Origin of the sequence: Candidatus Proelusimicrobium volucris (assembly GCF_959605025.1) — a bacterium.
Lineage (GTDB): Bacteria > Elusimicrobiota > Elusimicrobia > Elusimicrobiales > Elusimicrobiaceae > Proelusimicrobium > Proelusimicrobium volucris.
Genome location: NZ_CAUHCY010000002.1, coordinates 42,279 through 58,987 on the forward strand (window position 1 = coordinate 42,279; position 16,709 = coordinate 58,987).

The window sequence follows — 16,709 nt, forward strand, 5'->3', positions numbered from 1 at the left end:
ATTGCCTTTTCCTTATTTCGCGTTTCTGGCTTCCAATACTTTTACGTAATCGGCTATGCCTTTCTCCAAGGTATAATCGGGAGTGTAGCCGATCTTCTCCGTAGTATAGCTGATGTCGGCCTGAGTCTTCATCTGATAGAAGCTGTACGGATTATCAATATAATCGGGCGCCAAGTTCAGCCTAAGCTCGTTGTTGAGGCATTTGACTATATCGTTAAAATTGCGCGGTATGCCCGTGCCTACATTTACTACGCAGGATTCTTTGGCATTGTTCAAAGCGCACATATTGGCTTTTATTACGTCTTTGATGTAAACGAAATCGCGCTCCTGTTCGCCCATCTTGAATATCTTCGGGCGGTAGCCCTGCTTCATCTGATTGTAAAGCTGATACATCATGCTCGCCGTCTTGCCTTTGTAATATTCGCCGGGCCCGTATACGTTAAAATACCTAAGCCCCACTATTACCATATCTCTGTTCTCGGCGGCAAATTCCCTCGCGACATTATCCATTATCGCCTTGGAAAAGCCGTAAATATTTTCCGGCTTTGGAGTCTGGCTTACTTTCATCGGGCATTCCCCGTTGCCGTATGTCGCCGCCGAAGAGGCATAGACAACCCTCTTAATATCGTTGGCGGCCGCATAGTAAAGGACATTCTTAAACGCTTCGACGTTCATCTCCATCATCAGCTTCTGATCATGAATATTGGTATCGGTTATCGCGGCTTCGTGGAAGATACCGTCAAAATACGCCTCGCCCGGCATTTCCTCAAATATATTCGCGGCGATTACGTCGCCTTTAAAACCCAATAAATTCTTAAAATGGCCCGACGAAAAATCATCAACAACCGTTACGCTATGCCCTTGGTTTTGCAACTCAAAAGCCAAATTGCTGCCGATAAAACCGGCCCCGCCCGTTATTAAATATTTCTTCTGCGTCATTTATTTGCTCTCCTTAAACAGAGGTTTAAATTCTTCCAGTACGGCTACCAATTTCTTTTCCAAATCCTCATTGATACCGATATTGCCGTTTTCGGAAATCTCTTTCAAAATTTCCGGGTGCGACGCTTTTACAAACGCCAAAAGTTCGTTTTGATAATCCAGAACTTTGTTTACCGCGATATTGTCTACATAGCCCCTGGTTCCCGCAAAAAGCGTAAGGACTTGCTCGGGCACCATCATCGGGCTGTACTGCGGCTGTTTTAAAAGTTCTTTCATTCTCTGCCCGCGGGCAAGCTGGAACTGCGATTCCTTATCCAATTCCGAGCCGAACTGCGCGAAGGATTCCAACTCCTGATACTGCGCCAAATCTATTCTCAAAGTACCAGATACTTTGCGCACTGTCTTCTTCTGCGCGCTGCCGCCCACACGCGAAACCGAAAACCCGACGTCTATCGCCGGCTTAACGCCGGAGCGGAACAAATTCGCGTCCAGATAAATCTGCCCGTCGGTAATGGATATTACGTTCGTGGGAATGTAAGCCGAAATATCGTTGGCTTGCGTTTCTATTATCGGCAAAGCGGTAAGAGAGCCGCCGCCGTTTTCGTCGTTAAGTTTACACGCCCTTTCCAAAAGTCTGGAATGCAAATAGAAAACGTCGCCCGGGTAAGCCTCTCTGCCTGGCGGCCTTCTTAACAGCAAAGACATTTCCCTGTAAGCCTGAGCGTGCTTTGAAAGATCGTCATATACTATAAGGACGTCTTTGCCCTTCCACATAAAATATTCGCCCATCGCGCAGCCCGCGTAAGGCGCGGCGTAGAGCAAAGAGGCCGGATCAGAGGCATTGGCAGCAACAACTATCGTATAAGGCATCGCGCCGAAATCCGTCAGGGTTTGCACCACCTGCGCTACCGTGCTTTGCTTCTGCCCGATAGCGACATATATACAGATTACACCTTCGTTTTGCTGTTTTTGGTTGATTATAGTATCTATCGCGATGGCAGTTTTGCCCGTCTGTCTGTCGCCGATGATAAGTTCCCTTTGGCCCTTTCCTATCGGCACCATTGAGTCAACCGCTTTTAAACCGGTCTGCAAAGGCTGTTTTACGGGCTGGCGTTCAACTACGCCCGGCGCCACTATTTCCATAGGGCGGGTTTCCGTCGTCTTTATCGGGCCCTTGCCGTCAAGCGGCTCGCCCAACGGGTTTACCACTCTGCCCAAAAGCGCTTCGCCCACGGGTATGCTGATTACCTTGCCCGTGCGCTTGACCTGTTCCCCTTCTTTTACGGCCGTATCCGAGCCCATAAGCACGCAGCCGATATTGTCGTACTCAAGGTTCATTACCATTCCTTTTACGCCGCTTTGGAAATCCAACAACTCGCCCGACACCGCTTTGTTTAAACCGTATATCCTCGCGATTCCGTCGCCCACGCTTATTACCGTGCCGACTTCGTCGGTCTGTGTTTGGGGTACAAAATTCTCTATTTTCTCTTTGATGATAGTCGTTATCTCATCAGGTCTTATACCCATATCTCTACCTTTCTGTTAAAATTTTTGCCATCTGTTTAAGCCGGCCCTGCGCGCTGCCGTCTATCAAGACGTCGCCGCAGCGTATCATTATTCCGCTTAAAAGATTGGCGTCCAATTTGTATTCCAGCGCCAAGGCGCTGTCGAAATATTCGCTAAGTGCAGCGCTAAGCCCGCTCTTTGCTTTTTCGTCAAGTTCGGCCGCGCTGATTACGCTTACTCTCTTTATGCCTAAGCGCGCATCAAGCAGAGCGGAAAGTTCTTTCTCTATCTCGCCCGCCAAATAATATCTGCCCGACGCTATCAATAATTTGACAAATGCACCCGCCACGTCCTGCTCCGGATAAGCCTTTGAAGCCACTTCCAGCTTGACGCGCGCGGGTATCGTCGGATTGTTTATGTAATATTCAACAGCCTTAAGCGCCGATAATGCTCCCTTAAAAAGCTCATAGTTGTGCTGCGCCGCCGCATTGTCCTTGGCTACGCCGTCATAAGCCTTGGCATATCTTTGCGCCAATACCGTCGTGTTCGCTTTCATTTGACTTTTATATCCTTAAGCAAATCCTCTATCAGCTTCTCGTTTACAGCCTTGCCGGCTTCTTTGCCGATTACTTTCTGCGCGGCAAGCATAGTGGTGTCCACCAGCTCTTTTCTAACCGCGGCTATCGCTTTCTGCGTTTCCGCTTCGATTTCCGTCTTGGCTTGGCTGATAAGATTCTGCGCTTCGTCTTTGGCTTGCGCTATTATCGTCTGGCGCTGCTGCTCGCCCGCTTCAGACGCCTCTTTTATCCGCTTTGAGCTCTCTTTGGCGGTATCCGCCAAGGTCTGCTCCAACTGTTTCTTGATGGTTTCAGCGTCTTCTTTGGCTTTGCGCGCGCCGGAAATATCTTCCGCTATTTGCTTCTCCCTATCGTCCAAAGCCTTCATCAGCGGCTTCCACGCGAATTTGGCCAGCAAAAAAGCAAGCAGAAGAAAATTCACTATCGTCCAAAACATTAACCCTATATCGGGTTTGATTAACGCGTCCATACTTCCCTTTTATTATAAGACCATCATCAAGCAGATTACCAACGCGAAAAACGTCGCGCCTTCCACCAAAGCCGCCGCGATAATCATCGTGATCCTGGCTACCGCCGCGATCTCGGGCTGCCTGCCGGAGGCTTCCAATGCCGCCGCACCTATCTTGCCGATACCAAAGCCTGCGCCTATTACCGCCAAGCCAGCGCCAAATCCTGCTCCGATGTATTTAAGTACTTCAAGTTCCATTTTTAACTCCTCCGTATTTCCTTAATGTGAATGCATTTGCAAGCCCGCAAATATAGCCGTAAGCAATGTAAATACATACGCCTGTATCGCCGCGACCAGCAATTCAAGTATACTTACAAAAAGCGTCATTCCCAATACGGGCCCGGCCGTGCCGTATCCCGCAGCTATACTCCTTTCGCCCATAATAAATATAAACGAAAACAAGCCTATCAATACTATATGGCCCGCCGTCATATTCGCAAAAAGACGGACGGCCAATACAAATACCTTTATTATTAAACTTAAAATCTCCAGCGGGAACAAAAGCGGCACCAGCCAACCCGGAACACCGCCCGGGATAAAAGTCTTAAGACAGCCTATCGGGCCGTTCTCCTTTATGCTCAAGCCCATTATCAGCACCAAACTCAACAGCGCCATTCCGCCCGTTACGGAAATGTTGGACGTTATCGTTCTGGAGCCCGGCAGCATTCCTATATAGTTCGCCGTCAAAAGAAAAATCAGCAGCGTGCAGAAAAACGGTGTCAGCTTGCGGCCTTCTTTCTCGCCAAGGTTAGGAATGGCTATTTCGTCGCGGACAAATGTGACGAACATCTCCAAAGCCGTTTTCACGCGGCCGCTCTGCTTCCTGACGAATACCGCCAAAAAAATCAACAAAAACACGCTGATAAAAAACATATATACGGAATGCTGAGTGATTGGTAATTGTATACCGAAAAGGCTTATGCCAAAACTGTGGTCTAATATATGATGTGCCAGAAGTTCTTCTATCATTTTTTCGTCCCTTTATATACGTACGCCTTCGCCGATCGTACCATTATATATATTGCCAAAGCGAAGGCCGCTACGCTGCCGCCCAATATGAATATGGGCATTGTGCCAAACTTCTTATCCAAATAATATCCGCCAAAAGCCCCTATACACATTATAACGGCGAATTGTATGCCCAAGCCGGCTATTAAAATATGGTCCTCTTTTTTTATCATACTATGCCCGGCTCGGCGAAACGGAGCCTTATTTCCATTATACTATCTTTTTAAAAACTTCGGCATGGTTTTTAAGTTCGCGCGTAATTATGAAATGTTCCTTCACATATTCATGCCCTGTAGCCGCCAACCTTAAAGACAAAGCCCTATCCGTCAACAGCCGTTTTATGTTTAGAACAAAACTTTCTTTGTCCCCGCAAAGCAAACCCGTTTTATTGTTTATTATTTGGTATCTTATACCCCCGACGTCGCTGGCCGCGACGGGCCTCCTCTTCCACAGCGCTTCCGTTATGGAAAGGCCGAAACTTTCGCTGAAACTCTTTTGCACTACGACGTCCGCCGCGCTTTGAAGCGCCGCTATTTCATAATCGTGCCTGTTTATCGAGAGCAGAATTATATCTTTGTGCCCGCCGGCATAATCCTTCAACTCCTGGTATAAAGCAGCGGCGTTTATATCGTCGGGCGCGAAACCGCCCGCATACACCAATGTCGAAGGGATTTCCTCAGACACTTCTTTGAAAACATCTATCAGCCCGAAGGGATCTTTTACCCTGTCAAAACGCGATACCTGTAAAATTATGGGTTTATCGCGGGGGATATTATAATTCTTCAAAACCGCTAGCTGCCCTTCCCTTTCAACAAAAGTGTTCTTTACCGAACAGGGGTCTATGGAAGGCAATATATAGTCGACTCCCCTATTTAAAGGACGATGGCTTTGCGACGAGGGAAAAATAACTTCATCGCAAGCCTCAATATACGGCCTTAAAAACTCCCAAACGTCTTTGTTCGCGCGCGAAATATCAAAATGACATCGATATATCTTTTTTATTCCCTTTATCTTAGACGCCGCTATTAAAGCGTGGAAATCGTGCAGATATAAAACGTCACAATCCAAAGGAAGGGCCAAACTAGAGGCCGCAGCGGCAAAACTATCCAGCTCCGCCCTGCTTACGCAGTTCATGCTAAGGGAAAGCGCGTCGGTAATCTTCTTGCTGAGAACAAAAAAATCTTTATCGGCCTCTATCGGGCGCCAGCAACAGTCCAGCCCCAACTCTCGGAAATAGCCCTCCAGCGTGCAAGCCAGCTCGCTTACCCCGCTGCCGTAAAGCGCAGGCGTAAGCATGGCAAAACGAAAATGCGGAAGTTTTTTGTACTGTTCCTTAAGATCCGCTACCGCTATGCCGTATTTGCTGTCCAGTATCGAAAGTTTGTCCATAAGACAATTGTAGAAATTTTTATCTTATTTTGCTTAATTTATGGACTTTTTTTTCATAAAGTGATATAACATAGATAACCGAGGTTTTTATGCGTACAAATCCCCATATTTTAGAAATTAACGCTCATAATTGGCTCAAACAGCTTAGAGAGAGCCTTGGGCGAGACAGCCTTACTCTGGCCGACGTGCCGGAGGAGGATCTTTTTGAAATAAAAGCCCACGGCTTCGACGCTGTTTGGCTTATGGGTGTTTGGCAGGAAAGCCCAGCCTCCCGCGCCATAGCAAGAGAGGATAAGGCCATTAACGAATATCTATCCCACGCTGTGCCGGGCTACGACAGGCAAGATATCGTCGGCTCGCAATACGCAATTTACGATTACAGCGTAAATAAAGACTTCGGCGGGAATGAGGCTTTATTAACCCTTAGAAAAAGATTAAACGATTTCGGCATAAAACTTATTTTGGATTTTGCGGGCAATCATTTGGCAAAGGACAATCCCCTTACTCTGACAGATAAGGAAATTTTTGTCCACTGCGACGAAGAACCCAAAGCAAAAGAATTATTTTTCCAAACGCCTAAAGGCTATTGGATCGCCCACGGCAAGGATCCGTATTTCCCTTCGTGGACAGATACCGCCCAAATAAATCAATTTAATCCGAAGGCCAGAGCATTTCTTAAAGAGACACTTCTAAAAATAGTACCACTCTGCGACGGCTTGCGCTGCGATATGGTAATGCTGATGATTAATAAAGTTTTCCGCGATACTTGGGGAAATTTCGTCAAAGAGAAAATGCCGTCGGAAGAGTTCTGGCCGCAGCTAATAAATGAAGTAAAGAACTTATATCCCTCTTTTACGTTCCTCGCGGAAGTATATTGGGGGCTGGAATGGGAAGTACAAGAGTTGGGATTCGATTACACCTATGACAAAATCCTCTATGACAGGCTCCGCCTTTCCACCGCACAGGATATTCAAGGACATCTAAACGCGGAACATTTGTATCAAAAGAGATCTTTACGCTTTATCGCTAATCATGACGAGGAAGCGCCTCTTACCGCTTTCGGGAGAGAAAAATCCAAAGCGGCGGCGGTAGCCGCATATACCTTAATCGGGGCAAGACTCTTTACCATATCGCAACTCTATGGAGAGGAAAAACGCCTCCCTATACAATACTCGCGCGGCTTGAGAACAAAAGACGAAGATATGCTGAGTTTTTATAAACAATTTCTGGAGATTATCAATAACCCCTGCTTCCACGGTGGGCAGTGGACGATAAAAAATCCTAAAGCCGCCGATGAGGAAGATGCCTCTTTCAAGAATATTCTCTGCTGGGCGTGGACGCAGCAAACGACTCAAAAGATTATCGTCATAAATTACAGCAAGGTACCCTCAAAATGCATTATGCCGCTGGACAAGGTTCCCTCTGACGCGAACCTGATCCTAAAAGAACATTTTAAAAGGAATGAAACTATTCTTCCAAGTGCACAGGCAAAAAAAGAAGGTTTGCTCTTAGAGTTGCAGCCTTTTGAAACAAAAATATTCTCCGTGGATTTTTAACCGATGCAAGACCAGCAGCAGAAAAAACCTTTCGCAATAGTAATGGCTACCGACGATAAAGCCGCTTTCGCGGCAGGCTGTGCATTGTTAAGCCTGAAAGAAAACTCCCCCCGCCTGTTTAAAAAAGCAGATATTATCATTTACTATCAAAATTTATCCCCACAAAACAGAAAAGCGCTTCGCTCTATCGGAAGAGTCTTTTTTAAAGATTATCGTCTGAATTTTTCAACCTCCGCAATACGCACCATACGCAGATACAGCCAGCTAACTTTGGCCAGATACGAATGTTTTTTCCTGCTTAAAGAGTACCGTCAAATCCTGTGGCTGGACAGCGATATCCTGGTAAAAAAAGAACTTATAAACATTCTTAAATTCAAGAAAGCCGGTTTCGCCATAGCCCACGACGATAATATCATCGCTTGCAACTTCGCTAAGCCCGTACGCGGCTTTGATATGTTAAGGCGCAATTTTAATGCCGGGGTGCTCCTTTTCAGCGAAAATATGGCAAACCCGATAAAAATAGGAGCCTGGTGCTACCAACAAACAAAAATGTTGGCGCCGATTCTCATCTGGGCAGACCAGGGAATTTTAAATTTGGCACTGCAAAAGTTTGCGATAAAGCCCGCCATACTGCCAAGAAAATTCAATTCCCACCCCGTGCTCTCCCCAATAAAAACGGGAAATACCCTTATACTGCATGCAATGGGCGATTATAAGTTTTGGGATAATTACCCCCTACCCGAATGGGATAAATTCTATAATCAGTGGCTGGGCTTGGGCGGGGCGGAAGTAACGATACAAAACTATAACAAAAAGTACCTTTTAATGTTCAAATTTAAGCTCTTTTTGGAAAAAGTGCCGTTTATATGGTGGTTTTTCCAAAAGGTGCTTAAGATTAAATTCGCCTTGTCAAACAAAAAAATCATAAAAAAACAAAGGCTAAGAAGGTAAGTATATGGAACTCACTCTACTGATAACAGGCATAATAGCCTTCATTTTTGCGAAAGTTTCAAAAGTTATGAAAAAGAAAAGTATTTGGAGCAACAAAATCTTTTTCGGAATTTGGAATGCGCTTTTTGCTTTAATAGGCGGAGGCCTAATCATATATATTTTCAATTTTATGGCAAAGAACGGGATACAAGGAGGGCTTTCCCCCAGAACTTTCGCCCTGATTACCACTATAACCCTAGCTTGCGCCGTATACAATTTTATCGCGGCGGGAAAAGCCGACAAAAAAAAGGAAGAGAAAATATTTTCCTTTAATATGGAATGGGCGGAAACGGTTTACTTCGCGGCATTCTTCGCTGCGGTGGTAATGTTCCTGTTCCTGCAAGCATTTAAAATACCGTCCGCATCAATGAGAAACACCTTGATGGAAGGCGATAATCTTTTCGTCAACAAAATAACTTACGGCGTAAGATTGCCTTTTATGAAAGACCGCCTTATAAAATTTAATGATATTAAAAGAGGCGATATTATCGTATTTCGCTTCCCGGCGGAAAGCAAAGAACAAATCAACTGCGGCGAATCCCAATACGGCAGAGATTTTGTCAAAAGAGTAATCGGTATGCCTGGCGATGTGGTAGAAATAAAAAATAAACAGGTTTTCATTAACGGGGAACTTATGCCGCAACAACCCTATGAAATTTATCAAGACATGGAAAGACTAGCTGAAGAGCAGCTCCCTTATTCCCCAGAAGAATACCAAAAGCTTTGGGAAGACCGCAAACTCGAAAAAGCCCTAGGCATATATCTTAGAGATTATTTCGGCCCCGTAACTGTCCCGGAAGGCACTTATTTGGGTATAGGCGATAATAGGGATTTTTCCTGCGATTCGCGTTTTTGGGGCCCCATTCCGGAAGAAAACATCAAAGGAAAAGCCTGGTTTATCCATTGGCCGCCAAGCAGAATAGGATTGGTTAAATAGCATTTAAAAACCCTCGTGAAAGCGAGGGTTTTTATTGACACAAAAAGCAAATGGTATACACTGGATATCTTATCTTATTACTTAACTCCACAAAGATTATCCCTTCTAAAACATAAAGTATAACTTTGGGCTAAAACTTCTTTGTGTATTATACTTCTATAATAGATAACAAAATTATTATTCTTTTATTAAGACAATAGTAAATAATTTTTTTGAAAGATATAGAGTTTAGTTCTATTTTAAAGAAGACGGAGTTTTCACATGAAAACCTTTAGATATTACCTATGGAGTATTTATTTATATACCAAGATATCGCTTTTTCTTCTATACTATTAATATAAGCCGCTTTCCCTATAGAGTAGCCTTCCAGATCAGTTGGAAAACGCTTTGCCAAAGAAATTTTTAAAGAAGCGTAAAAAGCAACATCTTCAGGATTGGCCCTTAAATAATCCTTAAAGGCCAAATGCCTTATTATATCCCTTTCACTAAAAACATCAAAAATATGGATATTAAAGGATAAATCCCCTTGCTTTCTAAAATAGCGGCGCCTTGTTATGCCAAACTCCCCCATACACTCATATCCAAAACTCTCAAAAGAATCTTCTATTTCATCAACCGCGGCAATATCCCGGACAACAGCCATCATATCAATAGCGGGCCTCGAACAGAGCCCTTCCACTGCTGTACTACCTATATGATATATATCTATTAAAAGTCCCTTTAATATATCTTTTATAGGCTTGGACTCTTCTTCAAAAGCTTTATGCCAGTAAGAATCATAAGGAATTAGTTTTACTTTCATTGCTATCTCCTTAAAATATTATATCACAAAAGAGAAGTTTTCATGTGAAAACACTTAGATCTTTCCACAAAAGAAGATAAAGAAGAGATGAAAACAAACGCCATATTGGCTAAGCAGTTTTCATGTGAAAACTGTTTAAATAAAAATCTTACTTCAAGCTATTTTATATAAGAAAATTTAAAAACGTTAACAGATGCCATAAAACCAACATAGCATAAATGTACCTTATCAGTTTATTATTTTTTCAAAAAAGCACTGTTTACAAAAGATGTTTTCATGTGAAAACTTTAAAAAAGATTGACTTAATTTTAAATTTTATATTAAATATTCTTAATAGGAGATTATAATGGGTGAAATAGTTTGTATTGCCAACCAAAAAGGCGGCGTGGGCAAAACCACCACCGCCGTAAACTTGTCTTATGCTCTTGCCTGTTTGGGGCAGGAAGTGCTCCTAGTGGATTTTGATCCTCAGGGAAATGCTACTTCCGGTTTGGGAATAGAAGTCAAAGACGACGATAAAACCGTTTACAACTTCTTGACCAAAACAGCCTCTTTTAAAGAAGTTGTGCGCCAAACGAGCAATGAAATGCTCGACATCCTCCCCTCCAATAAAGATTTGGCGGGTGCGGAAGTTGAGCTTGTAAATATAAACGGGCGCGAAAAATTCTTAAAAGAGCAGCTTTCCACTATAAAGAAGATGTATAACTTTATTATTATCGATTGCCCCCCTTCTTTAAGCCTGCTTACAATAAACGCTTTGGTAGCGGCGGATAATGTTCTTACGGCTATACAGTGCGAATATTACGCTATGGAAGGTTTGGCCCGTTTCATAAACACTACGACAAAGGTAAAACAATTTTTAAGCCCCCAGCTTAAAATAGACGGAGGCATACTGACTATGTATGACGGCCGTATGAATTTGGCTAACCAAGTAAAAGAAGAAGTTTCCAAATTCTATGGAGATAAAGTCTACAAAACCCCCATTCCCCGCAATATCAGGCTGGCGGAAGCCCCCGGTTTCGGACAGAGCATCTTTGAGTACGAGCCCTCTTGCAAAGGGACTAAAGCCTATATGGATTTGGCGATAGAGTTTCTAATAAGAAGAGGCGCAAAAGCGGAAGACTTTGAAAATATGCAATATTTAAGTTCTTCCAAAAATTCCGATTTTGATTTTGGAGGATAATTAACCGTATGAGAAAAGCTTTAGGCAAAGGATTGGACGCATTATTAAGCGGAGCCATCGACGACAACAATGAAACTTCTGGAATGGGGGGCGTTCAAAAAATACCGCTTGATAAAATTATCCCCAACAGATACCAGCCCCGCAAAACCTTCAATGCGGAATCTTTGCAAGGTCTTGCCGATTCCATTAAACAACACGGCCTCACCCAGCCTGTAGTCGTGGTATATGACGCCGGTATGGACAAATATGAGTTGGTAGTAGGGGAAAGACGTTTCCGCGCTTCTCAGCTTGCCGGCTTTACGGAGATAGATTGCATCGTACACGGCAAACTCGATGACAAGCAAATGTGCGCCCTCGCACTTATAGAAAATATCCAAAGGGAAGATCTAAACCCCATAGAAACCGCTTTAGGTTATAAGAGCCTTATGCAAAAGTTTATGATTTCCCAAACCGAATTGGGCGAATACTGCGGAAAATCAAAAGCTGCCGTATCCAATTCATTAAGGCTGCTCAATTTGGAGCCTGAAATCCAAGAAGCTATAAAAAGCGGCGAAATAAGCGAAGGGCATGGCAGAGCCTTGCTTATGGTTGCGGACAACAACAAGAGGGAAACCCTGTTTAAAAAAATACTCTCTTCTAAGATGTCCGTCCGCCAAGCGGAAGAGGCCGCCAAAAATGCTTCTTCAGAAACTGTTAAAACCAAGCCGCAAAAGACGCCCGACACCTTAGCTTTTGAAGCGTCTTTACAGGAAGCCCTGGGCACGAAAGTAGAACTTAAATACGGTTCAAAACCCAGCAAAGGCAAGTTGATATTGCATTACAATTCTTTAGAAGAATTGGAGCAAATATCACAAAGACTTAAAAATAAAATGTTATAAACGTAATACTCCTCCATAAACACGGCTTTTTTTAAAAGCCGTGTTTTTCATAGTCAATAAAACTCCCCCTATTTATGCAAAAGCATAAAAGATCCAAACTTCTAAATGACCCTTTGACAAGTAAAGAGGAGTTCTCTTTAATGACTTCTTAAATTCTATTTTTAAAAGCGGGGGAGATTTAAAAATTACTTTTTGAAAAACAAAAAAACTATCCTTTGTTTTCATGTGAAAACCTATTTATCCATAAAAAAGATCTTTGATACCGTTTTTAAGACAAATTCTCCGTCGGAGAATATCTAAAACCTTTAAATTCGTCTTTAATTTGGTTTTTGTGCGGAAAACGAGTCGCTAAGGCTTAACCATAAAAAAGACCTTCCTATGGCAATATCGCTCAAAATCGCCTTTTTTAAGACGTTTTACCTTATTTAAGTGAAAAATATCCGCCTTTTTTAATAAATATGTTAGGAACACTAACTTTTAAAAAAAGTAAACATCAATTAAATAATAAACAAAAATTTATCGCAAAGCGAAACCAGTCTTTTCATTAAAACAAAAAAGAGGATGCCTTTCGGCACCCTCTCTTAATTAAAAACATTAAGAAAACAATTTTCTTAATTTTTAAAACTATTTGTTTTTCTTGCTTACCGTCAAATAGCCCATAAGACGGTAAATCATTTTTGCTACATTAAACTCCGATATATGGCTGCCTTTCATCGGGGCCGTTTCCACTACGTCGATGGCGACTATTTTTTTGTTCATACATACCGCTTTGAACAAAGACATAGCCTCATACCACATAAAACCGCCCGGCTGCGGAGTGCCCGTACCCGGCACGACGGAAGGATCAAAACCGTCTACGTCTATCGTGATATAAACTAAATCGCTAAGGCTTTTTAAAACCTTCGGCGTCAGTTTTTTTATATCAAGATTTTCGTGCATAAAGTATGTCGTCACATTTCCGCTGTTGACGTTGTCCTTCTCCTCGCTGCCGACGGAGCGTATTCCCACCTGCACAACTTTGACATCCTTTGACGCAGGGTACAAAGCACAAGCGTGAGAGCGTTCATCGCCGAAGTAGGATTCCCTTAAATCGGCATGCGCGTCGAAGTGCAGAACCGAAAGCTTTTTGCCATATTTTCTTATATACGGCGCTATCAAAGCCTGGGAAATCGAATGTTCCCCGCCCAGATAAAACGGGAATGCTTTATGTTTGGAGATATAATTCTCCACATATTTTTCTATACGGTCAAATACCGCTTTCTCGCTTCCCTTACAATTTATCGGGGGCAAGGTATGAATACCTTGTTTGTAAGTTTCTATACCGAGTTCCTCGTCCCAAAATTCTATTTGGGGAGAAGCCTCAATAATAGCGGCGGGGCCCAACTTCGTCCCGCCGCCATAAGAAACCGTACGCTCATAAGGTACCGATATTACTGCAAAGCGGCTCTCTTCTAGGGAAGGCTGTCCGTCTTCCACCGCAAGAAAATGCGTCGCGTGTTCAGGATGCATAATTACCTTACGAATACCGCCGCCGCTACCACAGTCGTCCATAAACCGTCGACGCAGATCGCCGATTGGGTTATGTTCGTACTCTTTACGATTTTACCGCTCATCTTCCAGATTTCTTCTTTCTGGTTCCAAGTGGTGTTATTGTCAAACTCTATGCCTAAGGTCGTCGAAAGCATCATCGCGGCCAAGTCCTCGGCGTAATCGCCGGCTTTTTGGTCGGCCTCGCCGAAACTGTGATGCTCGGATATATATCCGTGCGTGTTCTTGTCTTTAGGAATAGCCAAACCTACCGAAGCGGATATCAAGCGCCTGTTTTCGTTGCTGGTGTTTCTGCTGATTACGCAGTGAAGTATCTGCCCGGCGTGTAAATGTTCCAGCCCTTTGCTGACTGAAACCACTTTACATTTCGGCGGGAAAATACTTGATACCGGCACCAAGTTGAATTTAGCTATTTTCGCGTCTCTAAGAGCTTCTTCAAAGCTCGCGAGTTTTTCTTTATGTCTGCCTACACCTTTAGTAAGGAATATCTCCCTTGGAACAAATGGTTCGTACATTTTTTATTCTCTCTGTTAAGTGATATTACCCTGAAAACAGGGGCATTATTTTATAAAATAAATTATAACAAAAAATATAATGTAAGTGTAAAGGATTATTATGAACAAAATTTTGTTTCTTACCGCTTTGCTTTTTACGACGGTGAATTTACACGCTGCGGAGGGTGATATGCCTTATAATATGTTCAATGAAAACGGAGTCTTGCATTTCGATTATAAAGCGGAGGATTTGGCGCCGCGCGAAAAAGCCGCCAGAGCCCAGCTGGAAAGAGATTTGCAAGCCATTATAAATATCAATAAAAAAGACAGAACTTTCGAGAATACTTATCTCGCCTACGACAAAGCCTTTGACGCTTATTCCGATTCGCTCGGCCAGGCCGGTTTCTTGGCTTATGTATCGCAGGACGAAAAACTCAGAAACGCGGCCCTCGCCCTCGAGCAGGAAGTAAGCAACTATCTTATAGAAGTCGCCACGCGCCGCGATATTTATCAGGCGTTTAAAGATTACGCCGACACCAATCCCCAACTTGGGCCCGTCGAAGCGAAAATGCTTAAAGACACTATGATAGGCTTTAAGAAAAGCGGTCTTACCCTTAACGATAAAGATTTGGAAACCTTCAAAGAATTAAATAAACAAAAAGCAAAAAACTCCATAGAGTTTTCAAAAAATATCCGCGAGTATAAAGACAGCCTTGAGGTAACAAAAGAACAGCTTGACGGCATGGGCGAAGATTATATCAATAAATTAAACAAAACGCCCGAAGGGAAATACATCGTCACGCTGGATTATCCGGACTATGTCCCCTTTATGCTAAACGCAAAAGACGAAGACGCCCGCAAAGCCTTGGAATTTAAATATTCCCGCCGCGGCGGCAAAGAGAATATAAAACTGTTCGAAGATACTTTGACTCTAAGATACCAAACGGCGAAATTGCTAGGCTACAAAAACCACGCCGAGAACCGCCTCGACACCAGAATGGCGAAAACGCCCGAAAACGTCGAGAAATTCCTAAAAGATTTGGAAAAGAAATTAAGGAAACTCGCCAAAGAGGAAGAAAAAGAACTCCTTAAATTCAAAGAGGAAAAAACCGGCGTAAAGGCCGAAGGCTTCCACGCCTGGGACACCGGCTATTGGACCAATCTGCACAAAAAAGAATACTATGACGTCGACCAAGAAAAAATAAAAGAATATTTCCAAACCGATATAGTGATAGCCAATATGTTTGAAATTTTCGGCAATCTCTTCGGCGTTAAATTTGAAGCGGCCGACATTCCAGTTTGGCATAAAGACGTAAAAAGCTATAAAGTACTTGACACCCAAGACGGCCATATCATCGGTTACATCTATATGGATTTATATCCCAGAGACGGCAAATACAAACACGCCGCCTGCTTTGACTTGGTCGACGGAGAATTAAAAGACGACGGCACCTATCAACAGCCTTTTACCGCCATTGTCGCCAATTTAAACCCGCCGAGCAAAGACGCACCCTCCCTGCTCAAACACGACGAGGTGGAAACTCTCTTTCACGAGTTTGGGCATGTCCTGCATAATGTTTTGACCAAGGCCAAATACTCCTCAATTTCTGGGACTTCCGTCAGCAGGGATTTTGTGGAGGTGCCTTCCCAAATCCTTGAAAATTGGGCTTGGGATCCTTCCGTAATAAAAAAGATGTCGAAGCATTACAAAACGGGCCAGCCGCTCGACGACGAAACAATAAACAAAATGATAGCGGCAAAAAATCATTTCTCGGGCAGTTTCTATATAAGGCAGAACTTCCTCGCGCAAATCGATATGATGTATCATACCGCGACAAAACCCGTAGACTCCACAAAAATGTGGGAGAAATATTCCAAGAAAATCAGAATGATACCGATGACCAAAGATACTTATCCGCAGGCCAGCTTCGACCATCTGATGGGCGGCTATGACGCGGGCTATTACGGTTATTTGTGGGCGGAAGTCATCGCTTTGGATTTCTTCTCCGAGTTCCAAAAATATGGTTTGTTCAATCCGGAAATAGGTAAAAAATTCCGTAAGGAAATTTTAGAGCCGGGCGGCAGTTATGAGGAAGAAACACTCGTCAAGAACTTCCTCGGCAGAGAAGTTTCCAATGAGCCTTTCCTAAAAAATATAGGCTTAAAATAAAAGTTTGAAAATAAAAAAAGGGGGGGATAAATATCCTCCCTTTTTATCGTCTATGCAATTTGACGGACGAGAAGCCCCTCGTGAACAATATTAAAACTTTTTGCAATTTTCACCACACACCACCTTTGCCGTACGCGCCGAAGCCTGTATCCTTTCAAATTTTACTCGCGAAAACAAATCCTTTCCGCCAGATAAAAAACCCCCGCATTAACGGGGGCTTAAT

General features: G+C 43.4%; 17 protein-coding genes. 6 read left to right on the plus strand and 11 right to left on the minus strand.

Features of this window, described 5'->3' with window-relative positions:
• Positions 1 to 12 precede the first annotated feature (12 nt).
• The 8 genes from rfaD to ACQY3M_RS02290 are packed head-to-tail and all read right to left on the minus strand — an operon-like array spanning position 13 to position 5,928.
• The gene (gene rfaD / locus ACQY3M_RS02255; RefSeq protein ID WP_428065840.1) at positions 13 to 939 is read right to left on the minus strand and encodes an ADP-glyceromanno-heptose 6-epimerase; all 927 of its coding nucleotides are present in this window, start codon (positions 937 to 939) and stop codon (positions 13 to 15) included.
• A complete protein-coding gene (gene atpA / locus ACQY3M_RS02260; RefSeq protein ID WP_428065841.1) occupies positions 940 to 2,466 on the minus strand; it encodes a F0F1 ATP synthase subunit alpha in 1,527 nt (508 codons plus the stop codon).
• A gap of 4 nt (positions 2,467 to 2,470) precedes the next feature.
• Entirely contained in the window at positions 2,471 to 3,001 is a 531-nt protein-coding gene (atpH, locus tag ACQY3M_RS02265) for an ATP synthase F1 subunit delta (protein WP_428065842.1), read from the minus strand.
• Positions 2,998 to 3,492, minus strand: coding sequence for a F0F1 ATP synthase subunit B (gene atpF, locus ACQY3M_RS02270; protein ID WP_428065843.1), 495 nt, complete (start codon positions 3,490 to 3,492; stop codon positions 2,998 to 3,000). The genes atpH and atpF overlap by 4 nt, the downstream gene beginning before the upstream one ends.
• 12 nt (positions 3,493 to 3,504) lie before the next feature.
• On the minus strand, positions 3,505 to 3,729 hold the full coding sequence (atpE, locus tag ACQY3M_RS02275) for an ATP synthase F0 subunit C (protein WP_428065844.1): 225 nt from the start codon (positions 3,727 to 3,729) through the stop codon (positions 3,505 to 3,507).
• 21 nt (positions 3,730 to 3,750) lie between these two features.
• Positions 3,751 to 4,500: a F0F1 ATP synthase subunit A gene (atpB, locus tag ACQY3M_RS02280; RefSeq protein WP_428065845.1), complete on the minus strand. Its 750-nt coding sequence runs from the start codon at positions 4,498 to 4,500 to the stop codon at positions 3,751 to 3,753.
• A complete protein-coding gene (locus ACQY3M_RS02285; protein WP_428065846.1) occupies positions 4,497 to 4,712 on the minus strand; it encodes an AtpZ/AtpI family protein in 216 nt (71 codons plus the stop codon). The genes atpB and ACQY3M_RS02285 overlap by 4 nt, the downstream gene beginning before the upstream one ends.
• Before the next feature lie 37 nt (positions 4,713 to 4,749).
• Entirely contained in the window at positions 4,750 to 5,928 is a 1,179-nt protein-coding gene (locus ACQY3M_RS02290) for a glycosyltransferase (RefSeq protein WP_428065847.1), read from the minus strand.
• 89 nt (positions 5,929 to 6,017) lie between these two features.
• Between ACQY3M_RS02290 and ACQY3M_RS02295 the strand changes: the two genes are divergently transcribed.
• Genes ACQY3M_RS02295 through lepB form a run of 3 tightly spaced genes read left to right on the plus strand, consistent with a single transcriptional unit; the run spans position 6,018 to position 9,411 of the window.
• The gene (locus ACQY3M_RS02295; RefSeq protein ID WP_428065848.1) at positions 6,018 to 7,484 is read left to right on the plus strand and encodes an alpha-amylase family glycosyl hydrolase; all 1,467 of its coding nucleotides are present in this window, start codon (positions 6,018 to 6,020) and stop codon (positions 7,482 to 7,484) included.
• A gap of 3 nt (positions 7,485 to 7,487) precedes the next feature.
• Positions 7,488 to 8,435, plus strand: a complete 948-nt coding sequence (locus ACQY3M_RS02300) for a glycosyltransferase (RefSeq protein WP_428065849.1) — start codon at positions 7,488 to 7,490, stop codon at positions 8,433 to 8,435.
• Between the two features lie 4 nt (positions 8,436 to 8,439).
• Positions 8,440 to 9,411 carry a signal peptidase I gene (lepB, locus tag ACQY3M_RS02305; RefSeq protein ID WP_428065850.1) on the plus strand — a complete coding sequence of 324 codons (972 nt, stop codon included), beginning with the start codon at positions 8,440 to 8,442 and terminating at the stop codon, positions 9,409 to 9,411.
• 271 nt (positions 9,412 to 9,682) lie between these two features.
• Here the strand turns inward: lepB and ACQY3M_RS02310 are convergent, their stop codons facing one another.
• Positions 9,683 to 10,213, minus strand: coding sequence for a GrpB family protein (locus ACQY3M_RS02310; RefSeq protein WP_428065851.1), 531 nt, complete (start codon positions 10,211 to 10,213; stop codon positions 9,683 to 9,685).
• A 346-nt stretch (positions 10,214 to 10,559) separates the two neighbouring features.
• Here ACQY3M_RS02310 and ACQY3M_RS02315 point away from each other — a divergent pair, with 346 nt between their 5' ends.
• Both ACQY3M_RS02315 and ACQY3M_RS02320 read left to right on the plus strand, forming a co-directional pair.
• Positions 10,560 to 11,396 (plus strand): ParA family protein, encoded by an 837-nt coding sequence (locus tag ACQY3M_RS02315; protein WP_428065852.1) that lies wholly within the window; start codon positions 10,560 to 10,562, stop codon positions 11,394 to 11,396.
• Positions 11,397 to 11,404: 8 nt separating this feature from the next.
• Positions 11,405 to 12,274 (plus strand): ParB/RepB/Spo0J family partition protein, encoded by an 870-nt coding sequence (locus ACQY3M_RS02320; RefSeq protein WP_428065853.1) that lies wholly within the window; start codon positions 11,405 to 11,407, stop codon positions 12,272 to 12,274.
• A gap of 624 nt (positions 12,275 to 12,898) precedes the next feature.
• Here ACQY3M_RS02320 and speB read toward each other — a convergent pair.
• Together speB and ACQY3M_RS02330 are read right to left on the minus strand one after the other, a co-directional pair.
• Positions 12,899 to 13,825, minus strand: a complete 927-nt coding sequence (gene speB / locus ACQY3M_RS02325; RefSeq protein ID WP_428065854.1) for an agmatinase — start codon at positions 13,823 to 13,825, stop codon at positions 12,899 to 12,901.
• Entirely contained in the window at positions 13,786 to 14,337 is a 552-nt protein-coding gene (locus ACQY3M_RS02330) for a pyruvoyl-dependent arginine decarboxylase (protein ID WP_428065855.1), read from the minus strand. Before ACQY3M_RS02330 ends, speB begins: the two co-directional genes overlap by 40 nt.
• Positions 14,338 to 14,437: 100 nt before the next feature.
• On the opposite strand from ACQY3M_RS02330, the gene ACQY3M_RS02335 reads away from it, so the two are divergent.
• The gene (locus ACQY3M_RS02335; protein ID WP_428065856.1) at positions 14,438 to 16,486 is read left to right on the plus strand and encodes a M3 family metallopeptidase; all 2,049 of its coding nucleotides are present in this window, start codon (positions 14,438 to 14,440) and stop codon (positions 16,484 to 16,486) included.
• The last annotated feature ends 223 nt before the right edge of the window (positions 16,487 to 16,709 follow it).